General features: G+C 60.8%; 16 protein-coding genes. 5 read left to right on the top strand and 11 right to left on the bottom strand.

The annotated features are described in order from the left end of the window. Positions 1-45: 45 nt before the first annotated feature. The 3 genes from AC3I0A_RS07605 to AC3I0A_RS07595 all read left to right on the top strand — a co-directional run bounded on the left by AC3I0A_RS07605 (position 46) and on the right by AC3I0A_RS07595 (position 3549). Positions 46-2007, top strand: coding sequence for an oxidoreductase (locus AC3I0A_RS07605; protein WP_489377054.1), 1962 nt, complete (start codon positions 46-48; stop codon positions 2005-2007). Positions 2008-2099: 92 nt separating this feature from the next. After that, entirely contained in the window at positions 2100-2714 is a 615-nt protein-coding gene (locus AC3I0A_RS07600; protein WP_489377053.1) for a cupin domain-containing protein, read from the top strand. A gap of 73 nt (positions 2715-2787) precedes the next feature. Then, a complete protein-coding gene (locus tag AC3I0A_RS07595) occupies positions 2788-3549 on the top strand; it encodes an enoyl-CoA hydratase (protein WP_489377051.1) in 762 nt (253 codons plus the stop codon). Between the two features lie 175 nt (positions 3550-3724). Here the strand turns inward: AC3I0A_RS07595 and AC3I0A_RS07590 are convergent, their stop codons facing one another. Continuing rightward, entirely contained in the window at positions 3725-4033 is a 309-nt protein-coding gene (locus AC3I0A_RS07590; RefSeq protein WP_489377050.1) for a class I SAM-dependent methyltransferase, read from the bottom strand. 208 nt (positions 4034-4241) lie between these two features. Then, on the bottom strand, positions 4242-5234 hold the full coding sequence (locus AC3I0A_RS07585) for a GlxA family transcriptional regulator (protein ID WP_489377049.1): 993 nt from the start codon (positions 5232-5234) through the stop codon (positions 4242-4244). 112 nt (positions 5235-5346) lie between these two features. Between AC3I0A_RS07585 and inhA the strand changes: the two genes are divergently transcribed. Further along, positions 5347-6036: an isonitrile hydratase gene (gene inhA, locus AC3I0A_RS07580; RefSeq protein WP_489377047.1), complete on the top strand. Its 690-nt coding sequence runs from the start codon at positions 5347-5349 to the stop codon at positions 6034-6036. A gap of 263 nt (positions 6037-6299) precedes the next feature. Here inhA and AC3I0A_RS07575 read toward each other — a convergent pair whose 3' ends face one another. From AC3I0A_RS07575 to peaA, 5 genes are all read right to left on the bottom strand, one after another. Next, positions 6300-6788: an SRPBCC family protein gene (locus tag AC3I0A_RS07575; RefSeq protein WP_489377046.1), complete on the bottom strand. Its 489-nt coding sequence runs from the start codon at positions 6786-6788 to the stop codon at positions 6300-6302. A gap of 202 nt (positions 6789-6990) precedes the next feature. Beyond that, positions 6991-8109, bottom strand: a complete 1119-nt coding sequence (peaD, locus tag AC3I0A_RS07570; protein WP_489377045.1) for a quinohemoprotein amine dehydrogenase subunit beta — start codon at positions 8107-8109, stop codon at positions 6991-6993. Between the two features lie 20 nt (positions 8110-8129). Next, on the bottom strand, positions 8130-8453 hold the full coding sequence (gene qhpC, locus AC3I0A_RS07565; RefSeq protein WP_489377044.1) for a quinohemoprotein amine dehydrogenase subunit gamma: 324 nt from the start codon (positions 8451-8453) through the stop codon (positions 8130-8132). A 1-nt stretch (position 8454) separates the two neighbouring features. Next, positions 8455-9885 carry a quinohemoprotein amine dehydrogenase maturation protein gene (gene peaB / locus AC3I0A_RS07560; protein ID WP_489377043.1) on the bottom strand — a complete coding sequence of 477 codons (1431 nt, stop codon included), beginning with the start codon at positions 9883-9885 and terminating at the stop codon, positions 8455-8457. A gap of 82 nt (positions 9886-9967) precedes the next feature. Next, on the bottom strand, positions 9968-11548 hold the full coding sequence (gene peaA / locus AC3I0A_RS07555; RefSeq protein WP_489377042.1) for a quinohemoprotein amine dehydrogenase subunit alpha: 1581 nt from the start codon (positions 11546-11548) through the stop codon (positions 9968-9970). 485 nt (positions 11549-12033) lie between these two features. Between peaA and AC3I0A_RS07550 the strand changes: the two genes are divergently transcribed. Then, positions 12034-13524 carry an aldehyde dehydrogenase family protein gene (locus AC3I0A_RS07550; protein WP_489377041.1) on the top strand — a complete coding sequence of 497 codons (1491 nt, stop codon included), beginning with the start codon at positions 12034-12036 and terminating at the stop codon, positions 13522-13524. A gap of 168 nt (positions 13525-13692) precedes the next feature. On the opposite strand, the gene qhpG is transcribed toward AC3I0A_RS07550, so the two are convergent. The 4 genes from qhpG to AC3I0A_RS07530 are packed head-to-tail and all read right to left on the bottom strand — an operon-like array spanning position 13693 to position 19274. Further along, complete coding sequence (gene qhpG, locus AC3I0A_RS07545) at positions 13693-14988, bottom strand: flavin-dependent monooxygenase QhpG (protein WP_489377040.1); 1296 nt, start codon at positions 14986-14988, stop codon at positions 13693-13695. Beyond that, the gene (gene qhpE / locus AC3I0A_RS07540) at positions 14985-15662 is read right to left on the bottom strand and encodes a subtilisin-like serine protease QhpE (protein WP_489377039.1); all 678 of its coding nucleotides are present in this window, start codon (positions 15660-15662) and stop codon (positions 14985-14987) included. Before qhpE ends, qhpG begins: the two co-directional genes overlap by 4 nt. Next, complete coding sequence (locus AC3I0A_RS07535) at positions 15652-17370, bottom strand: ABC transporter ATP-binding protein (RefSeq protein WP_489377037.1); 1719 nt, start codon at positions 17368-17370, stop codon at positions 15652-15654. Before AC3I0A_RS07535 ends, qhpE begins: the two co-directional genes overlap by 11 nt. Further along, positions 17370-19274 carry a sigma-54-dependent Fis family transcriptional regulator gene (locus tag AC3I0A_RS07530; RefSeq protein WP_489377035.1) on the bottom strand — a complete coding sequence of 635 codons (1905 nt, stop codon included), beginning with the start codon at positions 19272-19274 and terminating at the stop codon, positions 17370-17372. Before AC3I0A_RS07530 ends, AC3I0A_RS07535 begins: the two co-directional genes overlap by 1 nt. Positions 19275-19419 lie beyond the last annotated feature (145 nt).

The raw sequence follows: 19419 nt of genomic DNA, 5'->3' as shown, positions 1-19419 counted from the left end.
CGAAACCCTGTTTTTCGGCTCCGGCTAGCCTGGAGTACCCGCACCATGTCGACTTCAAACCAAGCGTTCGCGCACCTCTTCGAACCGCTGCAGATCCGTGGCAAGCGCCTCAAGAATCGCATCATGTCCAGCGGTCACGACACCTCGATGCCAACCGACAATCTGGTCAATGAGCAATTGATCGCCTATCACCGGGCGCGTGCCGAGGGCGGCGTCGGGCTGATCGTGCTGCAGGTTGCCGGAGTGCATGACAGTGCGCGCTACACCTCCCATGTGCTGATGGCCACTGACGACGCCTGCATCGACGGCTACCGAAAACTCGCCGAAACCTGCCACGCCCATGGCACCGTGGTGCTCTCGCAGATCTTCCATCCGGGGCGGGAAATAATGGAATCCAGCGATGGCCTGCTGGCGGTCGCCTACTCGCCTTCGGCGGTGCCCAACGAACGCTTTCGGGTCATGCCGCGCGCGCTGGATCAAGCCATGATCGACGACATCGTCGCCGGTTATGGCGCCGCGGCCCGGCGCTTGCATCAAGCCGGGCTGGACGGCGTGGAAGTGGTCGCCAGCCATGGTTACCTGCCGGCGCAATTCATCAATCCGCGTGTCAATCGACGCACCGACGGTTACAACGGCGACCTGCAACAGCGGCTGCGGTTTCTGCGCGAGGTCATTGCGGTGGTGCGCGCCAACACTGACGAGCAGTTCATCATCGGCTTGCGCATCAGCGCCGATGAGCGCGACCCTGAGGGCCTGACCGAAGACGAATCGCTGGCGGCGGTCCGCTCATTGCAAGCGCAGCTGGATTACGTGCACATCGTCGCCGGCACTTCGGCGTCACTGGGCGGTGCGGTGCATATCGTGCCGCCGATGGCCATCGAAGCGGCCTATCTGGCCAAGGAAGCCGGGACGTTCAAGGCCAGCCTGTCGATTCCACTGTTCGTCACTGGCCGCATCAATCAGCCGCAGGAAGCCGAACTGATCATTGCCCGTGGTCAGGCCGATGTGTGCGGCATGACCCGCGCACTGATCTGCGACCCGCAAATGCCGAACAAGACCGATGCCGGGCGCAGCGAGGATGTACGGGCTTGTATTGCCTGCAATCAGGCGTGCATCGGGCACTTCCACAAAGGCTTGCCGATATCCTGTATTCAACACCCGGAAACTGGCCGTGAACTGATTTTCGGCAAGCAGCAACCGGCGCTCAAACGCAAGCGCATCATGATCGCCGGTGGCGGCCCGGCCGGGATGAAGGCGGCTGCCGTGGCCGCCGAGCGAGGGCATGAGGTCACGCTCTACGAAGCCGGTTCGCAGCTCGGCGGCCAGGTTCTGCTGGCACAACTGCTGCCTCGGCGCAGCGAATTCGGCGGCGCCAGCACCAACCTCCAGCGGGAAATGCAACTGGCCGGTGTGCGCGTGGTACGCAACACCCGCGTCGACCGGGCACTGGTCGAGCGCGAACGGCCGGATCTGGTGATCGTGGCAACCGGTGCCGAACCTTACTGGCCGGCCTTCGAACGTGGCGGCGAACTGCAAGTGCTGGATGCCTGGCAAGTACTGCGCGACGAGGCCAAACCCGGGCGTTCGGTGCTGGTGGTCGACTGGCGTTGCGACTGGATTGGACCCGGTATCGCCGAACGGCTGGTGCGTGCCGGCCATCAGATGCAACTGGCAGTCAACGGCACCCATTGCGGAGAAAACCTGCCGCTGTACGTGCGCGATCAACTGGCCGGCGAACTGCATAAGCTAGGCATTCCGATCACGCCCTACGCCCGTCTTTACGGCTGCGATGACAGCACCGTCTACATGCAACACACCGCCAGCGGTGAACCGATCATGTTCGAAGACATCGATACACTGGTGTTGTGCCAGGGCCATCAGCCAGTGGATACGCTGGGTGCGGACCTGGAAGGACTGGTGGAGTTCCGGCGGATCGGCGACTGTCTGGCACCGCGCACGGCAGAAGAAGCGATTTATGAAGGGTTGAAGGTTGCCTGGGAGCTTTGAGGCTGCTTTATACTCCGAGCCCTTGTCGGCGCCCATCGCTGACTGGCCATCGCAGGCAATGCGCTCGGCCTAAACCCGGTTCGGAGCACGCAATGAGCAACAGCACCCTGCCGCCTGCCAGCGCCGCGCCTGCCAAACAGAGCGGCGCAACAGAGCCGCACTTCCTCGGTACGCGGATTCGCGGTCTGCGCAAACGCCGGGGCATGACCCTGGCGGCCCTGGCAGAAATGAGCGAACTGACGGCGGGCTATATCAGCCAGCTTGAGCGCAATTTGGCTTATCCGTCGATTCCGGCGCTGTTCAACATCGCCCGCAGTCTGGGCGTCACCATTCAATGGTTCTTCGCCAGCGAAGCCAGCACGGCCCCTGAAGACAACGGTTATGTTGTCCGCAAGCACAGCCGAATGAGCGTGCATTACGAAGACGGCATCGTTGACCAGTTACTGACCCCACAGCCCAATCGTCAGTTGGAGATCCTCCACTCGCGCTTTCCGCCAGGCACCTACAGTCAGCAGAGTTACAGTCATGAAGGCGAGGAAGCCGGATATCTGCTCTCCGGCAGTTTTGAACTGTGGGTCGGCGACCGTCATTTCCAGCTCAATGAAGGCGACAGTTTCAGTTTTTCCAGCCAGGAGCCCCATCGATATGGCAACCCCGGCGAGGTCGATGCGGTGGTGATCTGGGTGATCACCCCACCGACCTTTTGAAGCGCCATAAACAACAAGAAAGCTGCCGAAACCCGTGGCGTTCCGGACAGTGAAATCCAGCAAAGGCGACCCCATGAACGATTTGATCAAGTGCCACCAAAGCGGCGGACTGTTGACCCTGACCATCAACCGTCCGGACAAGCTCAATGCCCTGAGCAACAGCATGTATACCCGCCTGGCCGACCTGCTGTTTGCAGCTGCCGAAGACCCCGAGACCACCGTGGTCATCATCACCGGGGGCGAGCAGTGCTTCACCAGTGGCAACGACCTGCAGGACTTTCTCCAGGATCCACCGACCCATCTGAACAGCCCGGCGTTCCGCCTCATGGACGCGGTCATCCATCTGGACAAGCCGTTGATTGCGGCGGTCTGTGGCGCTGCCATCGGTATTGGCACCACCCTTTTGCTGCATTGCGATCAGGTGCTGGTCACTCGCAACGCCAAGCTGCGCATGCCCTTCGTGAACCTTGGCTTGTGTCCCGAGTTCGGTGCAAGCCTGCTATTGCCGCGTATGCTCGGCCATGCCAGAGCGGCCCGACTGTTGCTGTGGGGTGACGGCCTGGACGGCACTCAGGCGGTGGCCTGGGGGCTGGCTAATGAGGTGCTGGAAGACGGCGAGCAATGTCTGGCCGCAGCACAACGGATGGCCACTCGACTGCTGGCCCTGCCTCGCGATTCCCTGTTGCACACCAAACGGCTGCTTAAACAGCCAGTGCTAAAGGAATTGGAGGAAAGCATCCGCAGGGAAAACCTGCTGTTTATCGAGCGCCTGAACAGCACCGAAGCCAAGACTGCGCTGAACGCCATGCTGCAACGCAGTAGCGCAAAGGGCTGACCCTAATGCCGGTCAGTTAAGGGTATGTGTAGGAGCGAGCTTGCTCGCGATGAATCTGAGGGCGACGCGTTTATCCAGCAAACACGCGTCATCGTTAACGTCCATCGCGAGCAAGCTCGCTCCTACAAAGGCTGCGTTCGCTTAACTGACCGGCATTTAGGGCCAGCCCCCTATCTCAGCGACGGGTAATCAGCCCTTGGCGAGTGATTCGCGTCAATTGCTTGATGACTTCTGCTGCGTTCTCGGCGCTGGGCGACTGAATCACCGCCAGATCGAAACTGTCGCTGGCAAAGCGCGCCAGCGACTCACCGTCTTCGACAAACTGAATCAGAAAGGCCGAAGGACCACCTGTGCGTCGCGGCCAGCCATCGAGATAGCGCAGCAAGGTTGGCTGGTGTTTACCGCCGAGAAGGATTTTTGGATTGCGCTGGATGAGGTCCGCCGTGATCGGCGCCAGACGTATAAGGGGGCGTAGTGCATTCATCGTGTCGTGTCTCTGCCTCAAAAGTCTGCATGGCAGGTGAGAGGCAACACCGAACCAGCGCTTTAGCGGTATTTCGAAGCCTGTTTCAAGCTTCTATCGGTGACTGTTGAGTCACCTGGCGCCCCGCAAGTAGCTGTTTAAATCGGCGCATGGACAGCATCCTAGAGAAGCCGATGGTGCAGTGTCAAGAATCTCGAAGAAAGCTGAATCAGCCTTCCACACCAAGATCCTCCGCTGAAAACCGCTCCCGATAAGCCTGCGGTGTCACGCCCATGGCCCTGACGAAACTGCGCCGCAGTGTTTCCTCACTGCCAAACCCGCATTGCACCGCCACCCGCTTGATCGGCACGCCGGTATCGCACAGCAAGCGCCGCGCGGTCTCCACTCGAATCAACTCAATCGCGCGGGCCGGGGTCTGGCCCGTTTCGGCCCGGTAATGCCGGACAAAGCTGCGGTCGCTCATCCCGGCTTGCAGCGCCAGGGTCGGGATGTTGAGTTCCCTGGCCAGGTTTTCGGCGATCCAGGCATGGAGTTCGTCGAAACGGTTGCCATGTTTTTGCAGGGACAAGGTCACGCTGAACTGCGATTGCCCACCCGGACGCTTGAGGAACACCACCAGTTGCCGCGCGACCTCCAGGGCCATGGCACGGCCGAGGTCTTCCTCGACCAGGGCAAGTGCCAGGTCGATGCCGGCGGTCACCCCGGCCGAAGTCCAGACCGGGCCGTCGTTGATGAAGATCGGATTGGGCTCGACCCGCAGTTGCGGATGCTGCTGTGCCAGCTGTTCACAACGGCTCCAGTGGGTGACCACCCGGCGACCATCGAGCCAACCGCTGGCGGCCAACAGAAAAGCGCCGGTGCAGACCGACGCAACGCGCCGCGATACCGCCGCCTGTTGGCGTACCCACTCAATCAGGCCGGGGTCTTCGGCCGCCGCGTAAACGCCCCAGCCTCCAGCGATGATCAGCGTGTCGGACGGCGCGCCCTTCGCCGGCAGCGGGTCGGCTACCAACGCCAGCCCCGCAGAAGACATCACCGGCCCGATCGAAGCGGCAATCACCGTCGGCGCATAGGGCGACGGCAAACCTTGCTGACGCGCCAGATCATTGGCCGACGCGAAGACCTGCAACGGCCCGGTCACATCGAGCAGTTGCACGTTGGTAAAGGCCAGCACATAAACGGTTTTCGGTGAGGTCGACATGGTTGGCGTAAATCGTGGGCTTATTGGCGTATGCGCCAAATCCTACGTGGATAGAGTGAAGCCGTCCACCCATGCCGGGTGAGTGCACTGGATCGACCAAGAGGATTGCGCAATGACGCTGCAGATCGGTTTTCTGTTGTTTCCACAGGTTCAGCAACTCGACCTGACCGGGCCTTATGACGTGCTGGCCTCGCTGCCGGACGTCACCGTGCATTTGATCTGGAAGGACCGCGAACCGGTGATGTCGAGCACCGGCCTGACGTTGATCCCGACCACCAGCTTCGACGACTGCCCAGCGCTGGATGTGATCTGCATTCCCGGTGGTGGCGGCGTCGGAGCGTTGATGGAAGACACCGAAACCCTCGACTTCATCAAACGTCAGGCCGCCACGGCGCGCTATATCACTTCGGTTTGCACCGGTTCCCTGGTGCTGGGCGCCGCCGGACTGCTACGCGGCAAACGCGCAACCACCCATTGGGCTTATCACGAACTGCTTGGCCCGTTGGGCGCCATCGCGGTGCATGATCGTGTAGTGCGCGATGGCAATTTGCTCACCGGCGGCGGCATTACCGCAGGGATTGATTTCGCCCTGACCCTGGCCAGCGAATTGTTCGGCGAAGACGCAGCGCAACTGGTGCAGTTGCAGCTTGAATATGCCCCGGCCCCACCGTTCGACTCCGGCAGCCCGCAAACTGCACCGCGCGCGGTGCTGGAGGAAGCCAATCGGCGCTCGGCGCAATCGCGCAAGCTGCGGGGAGAGATTGTCGATCGGGTTGCGCACCAACTGAGTCAAAACCGGTAAAGCTTGCGGACTTTTCAATAGCCGAAAAAAAACCCGCCGAAGCGGGTTTCTCAAGACCATTACGACTCCCTGTCGGCTGCATTCCATGCAAATGGTCGGTCATCCATGACCCTGAGGCGCGTCCTGCGCTTCAGTTGATGGATGTAGATTAGGCTCAATGCCCAAGCGTCAACAGACGACATTCCATCGACTGCGTGTAAGCCTTTCGCTATAACCACACCCTCGTGCAGTGAATGACGATCGGCGCAGCGTTTCAGATAACTTCAATGCGTCGCAAGATAAGTCTCGATGTTGCTCATCTGCTCATCCCAGCCCCTGCTGTTCATGCGGAAGGCTTTCAGACGACGCTCCGCCGGGATGTCGTCGAAACCGGACTCCACGACCCGCAGCAAGGTGCCGGCGTTCGGGTCCTCCGGGTCCTCCGAGTCCCCCAGGTCTTCCAACTCGAACCGCACCAGCGTGGTGGGCTCCTTCGAATAGTCGACATCGGGATCCACGGCATAGGGATGCCAACGGAAGGAAAAAAGCAGCTCCGGCTCGATACGCTCGACCAGAACATCCCAGACGAGGTGTTCGTACCCGGGATAGGTGATTTTCCCTTGGGTACGCTGGCCCGCGACGAAGCGCTGCCCTTTGAGCGCCACGCCGAACCAGTCACCAAAGGCTTCAGCATCCACAAGTGCAGCCCAGACCCGTGAGCGTGGCACGTCGAGCAGGACCTTTCTTTCAATGTGATCTGATGATGTGTTCATAAGGAATCCTCCTGGATGAACAGTAGGCTTGTGCGCGCAGAAGACCAACCCTTAAGTTGAATTAGTCTACTCAGACAGTGTGATCGTTCCCACGTTCTATTCCCATTACAGCAGATACCAGGATGAATCCATGCTCCTTCTCACCGGCAGCTGAGAAATGAGATCGTTCCCACGCTCCCGCGTGGGAACGATCTACCGCCTGTCAGCGCACAAAAATCTGCGCCGTGGTAATCGCCATATCCCCGCCCGGCAATTTGATGGTGCCCACCTGCTTCAAGCTGTCGGCATCAAAAATCGCCACATCATTGAAGGTCCCTGCCAGGTAGATTTTGCTGCCGTCCTTGTTGAAGGAAATACAGTAGTAGGAGTGATCCAGGGTTGCCGACTGCAGCAATTTCTTCTGTTTGATGTCGTATTTGGCCAGGCGGTTGAGGACGCCGAACATCAGGTTCGGGTCTTTCGGTGAGCGCATGCCGCTGAAGTAGATTTCGGTCAACGGGCCGAAGTCGGTGGTTTCGGTTTTGCCGGTTTTCAGGTCGATGCTGAACAGGCCGTACAGGTATTCGGCAGTCGCCAGGTCTTGCTTTTTGTCCTTGAATTTCGCCGTGGTGTAGAGCAGCGAGAAATCATGCCGCCAGGTCTGCTGGTTCCACACGTAGAGCACATCCGGCGGACTGTACAATGGGCGTTTCCAGTGGCGGCTGGGGATCAGCACGTCGAACTTGCCGGTTTTCACGTTGACCTTGTAGACGTCCGCGCCCGCCACGTAGAGCGTGCCGTCATCGCCGCTTTGCATGATGGTGAGCTGACGCGGCGCCGGGAAGCTGCGGACCGGTTTGGCGCTCATGCCGGCGTCGGTGGCGTAGACGTCCAGCCGTGGCGCCTGCACTTCGTAGCGGTCATTGAGCATCCGCGTGGGGTTGGCGACGGTGTAAAGCTCCTTGCCGTCATGACTGACGGTGAAAGCGAACATCGAACGCGCCTTCTCGCCAGGCTGCTGGGTGATGCTGGCGTGGAATACCTGCTTGCAGCTGTCCAGTTCGACGCCGTAGACATCCGCATAGTGGTTATTCAGCACATAAGCAATCTTGCGGTCCGGCGACAACTGGATGGTGCCCGGACCGAAGGCGTCCGGCAGTTTGCAGGTCTTGTACAGGCTGTCGGTCGCCAGGTTGATGACATGCAGGTTGTTCGGGTAGTTGGTGGTCACCATGTACTCGTGACCGGTTTCGAGCGTCGGGTTTTCATCGGCCAGGGCTGTGAATGAACACACAGACAGAATGGCGGAAGCGGCAAGGCCGCAGGCATTGGTGCGAAGCATGCTGGAATCCTTCTGTCCGATTATTTGTCTTTAGGGAACACGGTTCCCAAGTTGCGCCAGTTCTCGTTGGAGGCCTGTGCATCCTTGTTCCAGTCCGGGTAGGTGCTCATCATGTCTGGCACCTGGGCCGGCCACCAGCAAGGGTCTGAGCAGCCGTAGAGGTCGGCTTCCATCGGCTGGCACAGCGACGACACACCGCCAAAGGCGTCGATCTCCCAACCGGGGTCGGTGGTCGAGGCGCAGCCGGCGACGGAGGTCATCGCCACCACTTCTTCGATACGGTTTTCGGCCGCGGCCTGATCGAGCTTCCGGGCTTTGTTGTTGATTGCCTTGAGATGTTTCATATCAGTGAGCCTTGCGCGGGGTGATGTAGCTGCTGATAAACGCAGGGTTGTGGGCCATGATCCGGCTGTAGACCTCGATGCCAAAGTCGACCCAATCACGCATCAGTTCGCAGTAGTGATAGGTCGGGTGCGTCGGGTCGCCATAACGGGCGTAGCTCTCGTGGTAGCAGCCGCCGGAGCACAGGTTGCGGATGTGGCAGTCTTCGCAACCGGTGTTGGTGCGGTCCAGGCGCTGGGACAGGAAGTCGTTCAACTCCACCTGTTTCACCCCGCTGTGGACGTTGCCGAAGGTCGGTAGCGACGAACCCGTGAATCGATGGCAAAGGTTCAGCTCACCCTTGTGATCCACCGCCAGCATCTTCAGGCCGGCGCCGCACGGCAGGGCCTTTTTGTGGCCTTCGTGGATGTCGGTGATCAACTGATGCAGGTTGGAAAAACCGATATTGCGGTGCTCCAGCGCAGCCTCCAGGTAGCGCCGACCGAGGGCTTTCATGTTGGCGAAGACTTCGATCAGTTCCTCGCTGGACAGGTTGAAGGTGCTGATGTCGCCGGAGGTCACCGGGGCAAAGCCTACTTCGGCAAAACCCAGTTCATTGAACAGGTGATCCCAGATGGTTTCGACGTCGGTGATGCCCTTGGTCAGCGTCACCCGCGCGCCCACCGGACGGCTGTTGTAGCGTGACAACAGCATCTCGGCCTTGCGCCGGACCACGTCGTAAGTGCCCTGCCCGCCCACCGTGATGCGGTTGCGGTCGTGCACGGTTTTCGGGCCGTCGATGCTCACTGACAGACCGAAGCGGTGGGCATTCAGGTAGTCGACGGTCTCTTCGGTGAGCAGCGTGGCGTTGGTGGTCATCACGAACTCAACGAACTTCCCGGCCTCGGAAAAACGCTTCTCGCAGTAGTCGACCATGTATTCGATCAGCTTGCGATTGCTCAACGGCTCGCCGCCGAAGAACACCACGGTGAAACGCTCTTCATCCGGGGATTCCCTGAGCAGCATTTCCACCGAGGCGATCGCCGTTTCGACGTCCATCTTCTTGCCCGCCGATGGCTTGTCGAGGTCTTCCTTGTAGCAGTAGGTACAACTCAGATTGCAGCCGGTGTTGACGTTCAGCACCACAGTATTGATTGCCGTGCGTTCGACCCGTTTGACGCCGATGTCCGGGGTCAGTGGCGAGCCATCGCTGACCAGTTCCAGAGCGATCAGCTCGCGCACAGTCTCGGTGATTTCCTCGCCGTTGTAGCGGGCGGCCAGGCGCTCGATCAGGTCGTCCGAGGAGCAACCCGGACCGCGCAAGGTATCGATAATAGTGCCGGTCAGTTCATCGCTGGCAAACAGCGAACTGCTCGGAATGTGGAACAACATGCGGTCGGCATCGACATGCACTTCGTGCAAATTCCGCTCGACCAGATTCAAAATAGCGCCCATCGCAACCTCCTGTGCAAACCCCGCCTGGCGGGGCCTGCGGTCATTCCAAAAAGATGTCTGAAACCGTTAAAGATCAGCCAACTCATGGAATGGGTGGATTGTTCCAGCGTTGCACGGTGACGATCATGTGGCCTTCGCCGGTCAGGGATTTCCCTGCGTCGTCGACGGCCGCGATCACCTTGAGGTTGCCGGCATTGTTGGTGGACTTTTTGCGTTGCGGGTTCGGCCCGGCATCGCCAGGGGTGAACACGCCGCTGTCAGCCTGCATAGTGCCGGCGAACTTGACGTCTTCGTCTTCCTTGGCACGGTCGTCGAAGGCTTCGACCGACCATTGCGCCGGGAACACGCCGATCCGATACAGCTTGCCGTCGGTGCCCTTGCCCCAGGCTTCCGCATCGAAACGGCCCTGGACTTTCGGCGTCGAACCACCGCCCTCGCCGATCCGCGCCACCGAGAACTCGGGCACGACTTTGACTTTGGCGATCTTGCTGTAGAGCGACAGGGTCGGGCCTTTCAGCGTACCGACGGTAACAGCGCGCAGACCCGGTTGGGCATTGGCAGCGGCCTTGAGTTTGACCCGCATGCGCTCTGGGCTTTGCTCCAGTACTTCGACCACTTCCACGCCTTTGCCGAAGTTCGGCTTGCCGGTGAGACCGCTGCCGACAAGGGTGACTTCAGTTTCGGCGCCAGCCTTCAGGTAACCCGGCTGCACCGCCAGCAAACGACTGCTGCCCTGCTTGGCGGCGACGAAATCCAGACCGTGCTCGTCATGCTCGGCCTCGAACATCCGGCCTTGCAGTTCGCTGCCCTTGGCGGCGAAAACCTGACGCATGACCACGCCATCAATTGTCACGTTGCCGCGCCATTCGTAGCCGGTGTAGAGAATCGCACTGCCGTCACCGTTGAACGGGCTGCCGTCGGCGTATTGGCCTTTGACGCTGACCTTGAACGTGTCGCGGCCATCAGCACTGACGCTCATCACGCCGGCCAGTTCGCCTTTACCCGGCAAGTGACCGCTGAAGCTCCAGTCGCCCACCAGCGTTTCGGCTTTCGGCGCGGTGCTCAGCCATTTTTTCCAGGCCGGGTTGTCCAGCGGATAACGTTTGGCCAGCAGCGGCACCATGTCCTTGCGAGCGATATCGAACCAGTCGCGGTCGCGGGCCAAAGCCTGGTACTCCAGCGACGGCCATTGCCCCAGGTGGAAGTTCACCAGGCGTTCCCATTCCTGGGCCGGCCGCCGTTGCAAGGCGACCCGCGCACCGGAGTGGCAGCGACCGCACATCTGGCTGGTCTGGTCATCGAAGTGCTCGATGGTATTGAGTCGACGCTCCAGCGCATAACGCACGCCATCGGTCTCGCTCGGCGCCAGACCTTGAGTGTCAGCCAGGTATTTGACCAGTGTACGGCGGTCTTCATCGCTGATCTGCAGGCCATGCATGATCTGCATGCGGGCGATGCTCATCAGCCAGCCTTCCGGGGTTTTACGCTGGTGGCTGATGCGGCTCAGGCCGTTGTCAGCCTCGGGGGTATGACAGCCCTGGCAGGTTTCCTTTAGGATGGTTTGGGCGTCACGCGCCGCCATGCTTGGGGGAGAATGCAGGGCTACGCAAACGGCTATCGCCAGCAGACCGCCGCTCATGCCTGATCGGAGTTTTCTCTTCATCAACGTCGAACCTCCCACGGTGCTTTCTTATTTTTTTGAACATTGTTTTTATGGTTTCTACCGTCAGCGGGCAGGCCGCAGACGGAGGCAAGAGAAACGTCTGAGATGAGCAATACACGGAGCGTGCCAGCTTATAAATAGTGTTTTTAATCAATGTGTTGACTGAAATATAGGACTCCAGAGCGATTGGGTCGTCGGTTGCAGGCGTCTAATTTCGCGACAAGTGCTCCACTCTGAGACGAGCATAGGCGATAGATCTCGTAGGATCGCGTCGTCGCCTTAACTGACTGGCAATCTCGCTCCCACAAACTGCGCCGCATCCCGATTACGGCTGTCTCAGCACGTCGCAATATGCGACACCCACCGCCATTACGGCTGACAAACTCGCTGATAAACCACAGCTAAATCAAACAATTACCGCTCCATACCAAACTGGCACAGCCATTGCGAAAGACCTCGTCTCACGAATAATAAGAGGTCTCGCCATGCCACTCCCTTCCCTGCTCCCCGCAACCACTGCTTTTATCCAACGCGCGCCGCGCATGCTGATCGGTGCGCAATGGGTCGAGGCCGCCGACGGTCAGACCATGCCATTGCACAATCCGGCCAGCGGTGAAGTGCTGTGCGTGGTGCCGCGAGCAACCCCGGACGACGTTGATCGCGCGGTGCTCGCAGCCCGTCAGGCATTCGATGATTCAGCCTGGACCCGTACCCGGCCTCGGGAGCGGCAGAATCTGTTGTGGAAACTCGCCGACCTGATGCAGCGCGACGCCGAAGTGCTGGCGCAGCTGGAATGCCTGAACAACGGTAAAAGCGCGGCGGTGGCGCAAGTCATGGATGTGCAACTGTCCATCGACTTCCTGCGCTACATGGCAGGTTGGGCAACCAAGATTGAAGGTTCGAGCGTCGAGGTTTCATTGCCGCTGATGCCGGATGATCAGTTCCACAGCTTTATCCGCCGTGAAGCGGTGGGTGTGGTCGGCGCCATCGTCGCCTGGAATTTCCCGCTGCTGCTGGCTTGCTGGAAACTCGGCCCGGCGCTGGCCACCGGCTGCACAGTGGTACTCAAACCGGCGGACGAGACGCCGCTGACCGCGCTGAAACTGGCCGAATTGGTGCTGGAAGCTGGCTACCCGACTGGCGTGTTCAACGTGGTAACCGGCACCGGCATCACCGCAGGCTCGGCCCTGACCCACAACCCGTTGGTGGACAAACTGACCTTCACCGGTTCCACCGCCGTGGGCAAGGAAATAGGCAAGATCGCCATGGATTCCATGACCCGGGTCACCCTGGAACTGGGCGGAAAATCACCGACCATCGTCATGGCCGACGCCGATTTGAACAGTGCCGCAGCAGGCGCCGCCAGCGCAATATTCTTCAATCAGGGTCAGGTCTGCTGCGCCGGTTCCAGGCTGTATGTGCAGCGCAAGCACTTCGACAATGTCGTGGCCGATATCGCCGGTATTGCCAGCGCTATGAAGCTCGGCAATGGCCTGGACCCGAGTGTGCAGATGGGGCCATTGATCTCGGCCCGCCAGCAGGAACGGGTTTCGCGATATATCGACATGGGCCGTGAAAGCGGCGCAACCATTGCCTGTGGTGGCAAGCAGTTCGGGCCGGGGTTCTTTGTCGAACCGACGGTGATCGTCGACGTCGATCAGAAGCACTCGCTGGTGCAAGAGGAAATCTTCGGCCCGGTGCTGGTGGCGATTCCGTTCGACGACGAAGCCGATGCCCTGCGCATGGCCAATGACAGCCCCTATGGTTTGGGCGCGAGTATCTGGTCCAACGACCTGGCGGCGGTGCACCGGATGATCCCGCGGATCAAGTCTGGCTCGGTATGGGTCAACTGCCACAGCGCCCTGGATCCGGCGCTACCGTTTGGCGGCTACAAGATGTCGGGTGTGGGCAGGGAAATGGGCTATGCGGCGATTGAGCATTACACCGAGTTGAAGTCGGTTTTGATCAAGCTGTGAGTGCCTGTGTCGCACATTTCACCTATGTGTATCCGTCAGGGTTTGGTTGAGTGGGCAATTGCATTCGCGGGCAAGCCCGCTCCCACAGGATATTGCAGTACCCTTGTGGGAGCGGGCTTGCCCGCGAAGACGTCGGAACAGTCGATACACATTCCGGCAACTGTACGACTAAGGCCTATACCCCTGCCCCAACAACCACCCTCGAACCATCTTCCCCTGCTCCACCGTCAAATCCGCCAGCGCCTGTTCCGCTGGCTGGGTTTGCAAACGTCGCAGCAACGGCGCCAGTTCAACGCCCTGCAAATGCCAGATTCCCAGTGGCTGATCCGCCGTGATCACCACCTCGACCTCATCCACCAAACCGTCGCGCAACACTGGCGCGCGCTGTATCCGCAGGGAGGCGAAGTCCGGCGCTGTGTGCGCCAACTCTGCGTCCGGCCACTGCCGCCGAGCGCGCCAGAACGGCTGTTCCTGCCAGCGCTGTTCATCGGCATAAAAATCGCGACCGATTCGGGCGAAACGCAGAAACAGCTGCTCGACCCGCTGCTGATGAAACTGCTGGGCCAGCGCTGCACGCTCAGGTGCCCGGATTAAGGTATTGATCACCGCCGGCGCCTGCAACGCCGAAGACAAGGACTGGAAGATCCCGTTACCCGACAGCGGATCAACTGCCATCGCCGCATCGCCCACCCGGATCCAGTTATCGCCACAGGCCTGTGGGCAAAGAATCGCCGTGCTGCTGCGAGCATGCAATTGCAGATCAATTTCAGGCACATCGCCAAAAAGCGCCATCGCCAACGCCGATGCATAGCGCCGCCCCCGACAGTAATCAAGCAACTGCGCTTTACCCGGCAACTCGGCGCTGGCCACATCCACCGTCAGTTGCCAATAACACTGGCCATCGGCCTGCCGCGCCATCCAGGCCCAGCCGTCTTCGAGACTTTCGACCGCGCTCGCCGTGGTGCCCGACGCACCCTGCCAGCGGTTGAGCAGGCTGAGGGTTTGCGGCCCACGCAGGCCTTTGCCGAACGCCGGGGCCTGACGCCCCCGCGACTCCACCAGAAAATCTGCCGTTATCTGCTCGCGCCCTTCGACTTCCACTCGATGGCCCGCAGCCTCTGAATGCACTGCCAGCACCCGCCCTTCGATCAGCTCGACACCGGCCAGCCGCAGATCCTCGCGCAGGCCTCGATCAAAGCGCGGACGGTCCAGCAGGAACTCGATGTTTTGCGCATGCTGCTGAGCATTCCAGGACACCTGACGCTGGGAAGGCAGCGTCGCATCTTCCAATGCATGGGTAAGGCCCACGCCACGCAGGGCGTCGAGAACCCGCACCGATACGCCTTCCAGCGCCGCGAATCGTCGCCAGTCACTGACCAGCGTCACGTCGTAGCCAAGCCGTCGCAACCCCAGAGCCACCGCCGCTCCCGCAGGCCCAGCTCCCAGAATCAGGATCGCGCTCATGTCCAGACGCGCCGCTCAGGGCCGCGATAACGGGCATTTTCGCGCAGCCATTGGATGATCTGCGGATTGCTCGCGTCCTCGTGTTCGGCCAGGTATTGGGCGATATGCCCGCTCAATGCGCCACAGCCCAGACTCGCGCCGGATTGCCCCGGATGAGTACCGCGAACACAGGCCGCAAAATCCGCCTGCTGGCTGTTGAGCCATGACCATTGCTCCTCGCCACAGCGTGCATCACCGGTGACCCGCAGCACTCCCGGGTAATTCGCCGGAAACACCGCCGCGCCCTGGGCCGGACTGGACGCACAAAGCAGCACCCCACGTTCCAGCGCCACCGCACAGGCTTCGCGCAGCAGGCTGCGGTCCTGACGCAACCCCAGACTCAGGTTGATCAGCCGTACCTCCTGCTCAACCAACCAATCAATGGCCGTGGCGATCTGCAGGGCGCTGGTCACCCCGCGCTGGTCGAACACCTGCGCGACGCAAAACAACGCCGAGGGGGCTCGCAGGCTGATGGCATCAATTACCGCACTGCCATGGCCCAGAGGGTCATCGCGCAATGGCTCCTCAGCCAGCCCCTCGTCCAACAAATAGAAGCGTCTCCCGGCGACCACCCGCGATCGCTGCGCCAACGAATGCCCGCTGTCGACAACACCGATCCGTAGCTCAGGCCTCATGCAACACCTTCGATGATGTGAGCACTCCGTCCACCAACTCAAAGCGCAGGTCGGCGTCCGCCAGGGTCGACGGTCGATGGCTGATCAGGATCCGCGTACGCCCGGCAAACAGTCGGTCGATGGCCTCGATCACCTCACGCTCCGTGGCCTCGTCGACCGCCGAAGTGGCTTCATCGAGCACCAGAATCAGCGGATCCTGCAACAGGGCGCGAGCGATGGCGATCCGCTGTTTCTGCCCACCCGACAACTGTTGGCCGCGCTCACCCAACGGGCTGTCGAGACCTTCGGGCAAGGATTCGATCAGACTGTCGAGTTGCGCCAGACGCGCCACTTCGGCAATCGCTTCACGGCAGGCCGAGGGCACGCTGTAAGACAGGTTGTCCGCCAGGCTGCCGCGAAACAGCACGATGTCCTGACTGACCACCGCGATCCGCCGCCGCAGCTCGAACAGGTCCAGATCGCGCAAGTCGATGCCATCGAGCAATACCTGGCCGGACTGTGGATCATGGTGGCGCTGCAGCAGATCGATCAGCGTCGTCTTGCCGACGCCGGAGCCGCCGCTCAGGGCGACTTTCAGACCGTAAGGGATACGCGCATCGATGCCGCGCAAGGTCATCGGGCGCCCTGGATGGCTGAAGTGAACTGACTGGAAGCACAGCTCGCCAGACGTCGGCATTGGCTGCGGATCGACCGGCGTGATGACGCTCGGTTCTTCACCGCGCAACTCCATGACCCGACCAAGGCTGACAGTCATGCGCTGGATGGCCACGTACAAGCCGAGCAAACTCTGCACCGGCCCCACCGCCATTCCCAGATACGTGGAAAACGCGATCAACGCACCGAGCTGCCAGGTACCCTGCACCACCCAATAGCCACCAATCAAAAAAGCGCAGGCACGGGACAACGAGGTCAAGGTCCCGGGGACCGACTGGGTGAAAAACTCGGTCACTTGCAGGCGCAGCAACTGACTCATGTAACCCTGCCCCAGCGTCTCCAGCCGACGCGCCTCGCGTTGCTGCTGGCCGGCAGACTGGATGAATTTCATCACCGGCAACGTCTCGACCATGAACGACGACATGTCCGCCGAGCGCTCGCGCAACTGCCGCACATCGCGCTCGACCTTGCGCCGCATCCAGCGCAACCAGAGCACGTCCAGCGGGATCAGCACCAACGCCAGCAGCGAGAGCTTCCAGGACAAGGTCAGCAACATCGCCACCGCACAGACCAGCCCGATGACGCTGGAGACCGCCGAGAACAGCGAGTCGACGGCAAAGCGCTGGATCTCCGCGACGTCGCCGTCGAGGCGCGACATCAGGTCGCCGATTCGCCGTTGCCCGTAAAAGCCTGGCGACAGCGTCTGCAGGTGCCGATACAGGTCATCACGCAAGGCAAACAGAATTCGCCCGGACAGCCGCGTGTGCAGGTATCGATTGATCCCCGACAGCGCCGTGCCCAACAGCCCGGCGGCGACCATCAATCCAGCGATCAGCACCAGCATGGGAAAGTTGCGCGCCAGCAGGCCGTCGTCGATCAGCAACTTGGTCAACCAGGGTTGCACCAGCACCAGCAAGGAGGCGCAGACTGACAACCCGAGCAGTCCGCCGATAGCCAGACGATGGGGCCGGACGAAACCGTACAGCCACTTCAACGCCGCTTGCAGCGCTTCTGGGTCCTGGCTATCGATCAGCCTGACGATCAAGCGTTGCATCAGCTGCGCAACTGTTTGAGCTTGCGATACAGCGTCGCGCGACTGATACCGAGCGCGTCGGCGGCGGCCGACACGTTGCCTTGATGGCTGTCCAGCGATTGGCGGATCAGCTCCAGTTCGTTCTCGCGAATGCGGCCGGTCTGCGGCCGGTCGCTGGTGTTGAGCTCATCGAGCATGCTGTCGGGCAGATGCTCCAGGCTCAACTCAATCTCGCCTTCTTCGCGCATGGCCAGTGCGGTGCGCAGGACCATCTCCAGTTGACGGATATTGCCCGGCCAATGGTAGCCGGCCAACAAGCTGTTCAAGTCCTCGCGGAGCTTGACCGCCGGTGCGCCCAATTTGCCCAGCAGGCTGTTCACCAAGGTGCTGAAATCCTCGCGCTCGCGCAGGGCCGGCAACATCACGCTGATGCCATTGACGCGGTAGAACAGGTCCTCGCGAAAATGCTTGTCCTCCACCAGACGCTTGAGGTCGCGGTGGGTGGCGCAGATCAGCGCCACGTCGATGTCCTGCTCTTCGCCAGCACCCAGCGGCGCGACTTTACGGTCCTGCAAGACGCGCAACAAACGGGCTTGCAATGCCGACGGCATGTCGCCGATTTCATCGAGAAACAGCGTGCCGCCATGGGCCTGTTGCAGGCGTCCGATCATCCCGCCGCGACGGGAACCGGTGAAGGCACCTTCGCGATAGCCGAACAGTTCCGACTCGATCAGGCCTTCCGGAATCGCCGCGCAGTTCACTGCGATAAAGGGTTTGTCGCAGCGGCTGCCGGCCAGGTGCAGCGCCCGTGCAATGACTTCTTTACCGGTGCCGGTCTCGCCCAACAGCAACACCGGCAGCTCATTGGCCAAGCCTTGACGGGCCATGCGCAGAGCCCGTGAATAACGGACGTTATTGCCGGCCAGCGTCTCCAGATCCGCTTGGTTTCTTGCGGGTTTGCTGACGCTGCGTGCCGTGCTGGAGACGTTGATCGAGCGCTGTGGCGCGCGCAGGGTTTTGTAGAAGAATTCGCCCTTGGCGGTTTGCAGACTACCGACGCCGCCCTGTTGCAGACGAGCCAGCAGTTGCAGACCATCCACCCCAAGAAACTCTTCGCAGCGACGGCCCACCAAGGCCGAGCGCTCGGCGTTGAGCAACTGACAGGTCTGGGCGCTGACCGCCAGAATCTGCCCGCCCAGACTGACCGCCAGCAGGCCCTGCCATGGAGATTCGAGGTACTGCCGACGGCTGTGAAAGGCCAGAACGATTTCTTCGGGATAGCTGGCGTTGAACACCCGGCTTTCAATCTGGCTGACCGCCATGGCCAGCAACGCGGTGCTGTCATGGGCTCGCCCAAGCGGACCTTCGCGGGTCAGATCGAGTACACCGAGGATGTCGCCTTGGGGGCAATGAATCGGCACCGAGGTGCAGGAGAAATCGCTCAAGCGATCGAGGTAATGCTCGCCGCAGTCGATCAGGGTCGGCCGGGCTTCCACCAGCGCGGTACCGAGGGCATTGGTGCCACGAACAGCTTCGCTCCAGCAGGCACCTAGGGTGATGTCTTGCAGCCCACTGCCCTTGAGGCTGTCGGCACGGCCTTCGACGGCCAGAATCGTCGCATCGGAATTGGCCAGAATGATCAGCCCTTCCTTGCCCTGACGAGCGGCCAGATAATCGATCGCCGGCATCGCGGCATCGATCAACAGCCGATTGCTGGCCAACAACACCTCAAGGCTGGCGCTCGACTCCAGGGCCAGTTCATGCTTGCCATTGAAGTGCACACCATGGCTGAGGCTGCGCCGCCATGACGCATCGATTTCGGCCCGCAACACCCCATCGGGGACTTCGCCTTCAAGGTGAAATTTCTCCCGGGCCAGCCGGGCTTCGTGTTGCAGTTCGCTGTTTATTGTTTTTATAAGCGTCATCAAGCGCTCCGGATCGGTCCGCCCAGTAAAACCTGCGCCTGGATACGTCAGCGCCTGATGCAATCTTTACGTTAACGTCAAGGCAATGGCAAGTGCCGTATGGCGATTCACCACAACCTTAAGCCTGGTGATGTCCTGTGGCGAG

This window comes from Pseudomonas sp. KH_024_B2 (genome assembly GCF_057839965.1).
This window is presented reverse-complemented; position numbering and strand designations above follow the sequence as displayed.

Excerpts from the sequence above, each read along its gene's own strand:
- AC3I0A_RS07605 (WP_489377054.1), top strand. The coding sequence starts at position 46 with ATGTCGACTTCAAACCAAGCGTTCGCGCACCTCTTCGAACCGCTGCAG.
- AC3I0A_RS07600 (WP_489377053.1), top strand. The coding sequence starts at position 2,100 with ATGAGCAACAGCACCCTGCCGCCTGCCAGCGCCGCGCCTGCCAAACAG.
- AC3I0A_RS07595 (WP_489377051.1), top strand. The coding sequence starts at position 2,788 with ATGAACGATTTGATCAAGTGCCACCAAAGCGGCGGACTGTTGACCCTG.
- AC3I0A_RS07590 (WP_489377050.1), bottom strand. The coding sequence starts at position 4,033 with ATGAATGCACTACGCCCCCTTATACGTCTGGCGCCGATCACGGCGGAC.
- AC3I0A_RS07585 (WP_489377049.1), bottom strand. The coding sequence starts at position 5,234 with ATGTCGACCTCACCGAAAACCGTTTATGTGCTGGCCTTTACCAACGTG.
- inhA (WP_489377047.1), top strand. The coding sequence starts at position 5,347 with ATGACGCTGCAGATCGGTTTTCTGTTGTTTCCACAGGTTCAGCAACTC.
- AC3I0A_RS07575 (WP_489377046.1), bottom strand. The coding sequence starts at position 6,788 with ATGAACACATCATCAGATCACATTGAAAGAAAGGTCCTGCTCGACGTG.
- peaD (WP_489377045.1), bottom strand. The coding sequence starts at position 8,109 with ATGCTTCGCACCAATGCCTGCGGCCTTGCCGCTTCCGCCATTCTGTCT.
- qhpC (WP_489377044.1), bottom strand. The coding sequence starts at position 8,453 with ATGAAACATCTCAAGGCAATCAACAACAAAGCCCGGAAGCTCGATCAG.
- peaB (WP_489377043.1), bottom strand. The coding sequence starts at position 9,885 with ATGGGCGCTATTTTGAATCTGGTCGAGCGGAATTTGCACGAAGTGCAT.
- peaA (WP_489377042.1), bottom strand. The coding sequence starts at position 11,548 with ATGAAGAGAAAACTCCGATCAGGCATGAGCGGCGGTCTGCTGGCGATA.
- AC3I0A_RS07550 (WP_489377041.1), top strand. The coding sequence starts at position 12,034 with ATGCCACTCCCTTCCCTGCTCCCCGCAACCACTGCTTTTATCCAACGC.
- qhpG (WP_489377040.1), bottom strand. The coding sequence starts at position 14,988 with ATGAGCGCGATCCTGATTCTGGGAGCTGGGCCTGCGGGAGCGGCGGTG.
- qhpE (WP_489377039.1), bottom strand. The coding sequence starts at position 15,662 with ATGAGGCCTGAGCTACGGATCGGTGTTGTCGACAGCGGGCATTCGTTG.
- AC3I0A_RS07535 (WP_489377037.1), bottom strand. The coding sequence starts at position 17,370 with ATGCAACGCTTGATCGTCAGGCTGATCGATAGCCAGGACCCAGAAGCG.
- AC3I0A_RS07530 (WP_489377035.1), bottom strand. The coding sequence starts at position 19,274 with ATGACGCTTATAAAAACAATAAACAGCGAACTGCAACACGAAGCCCGG.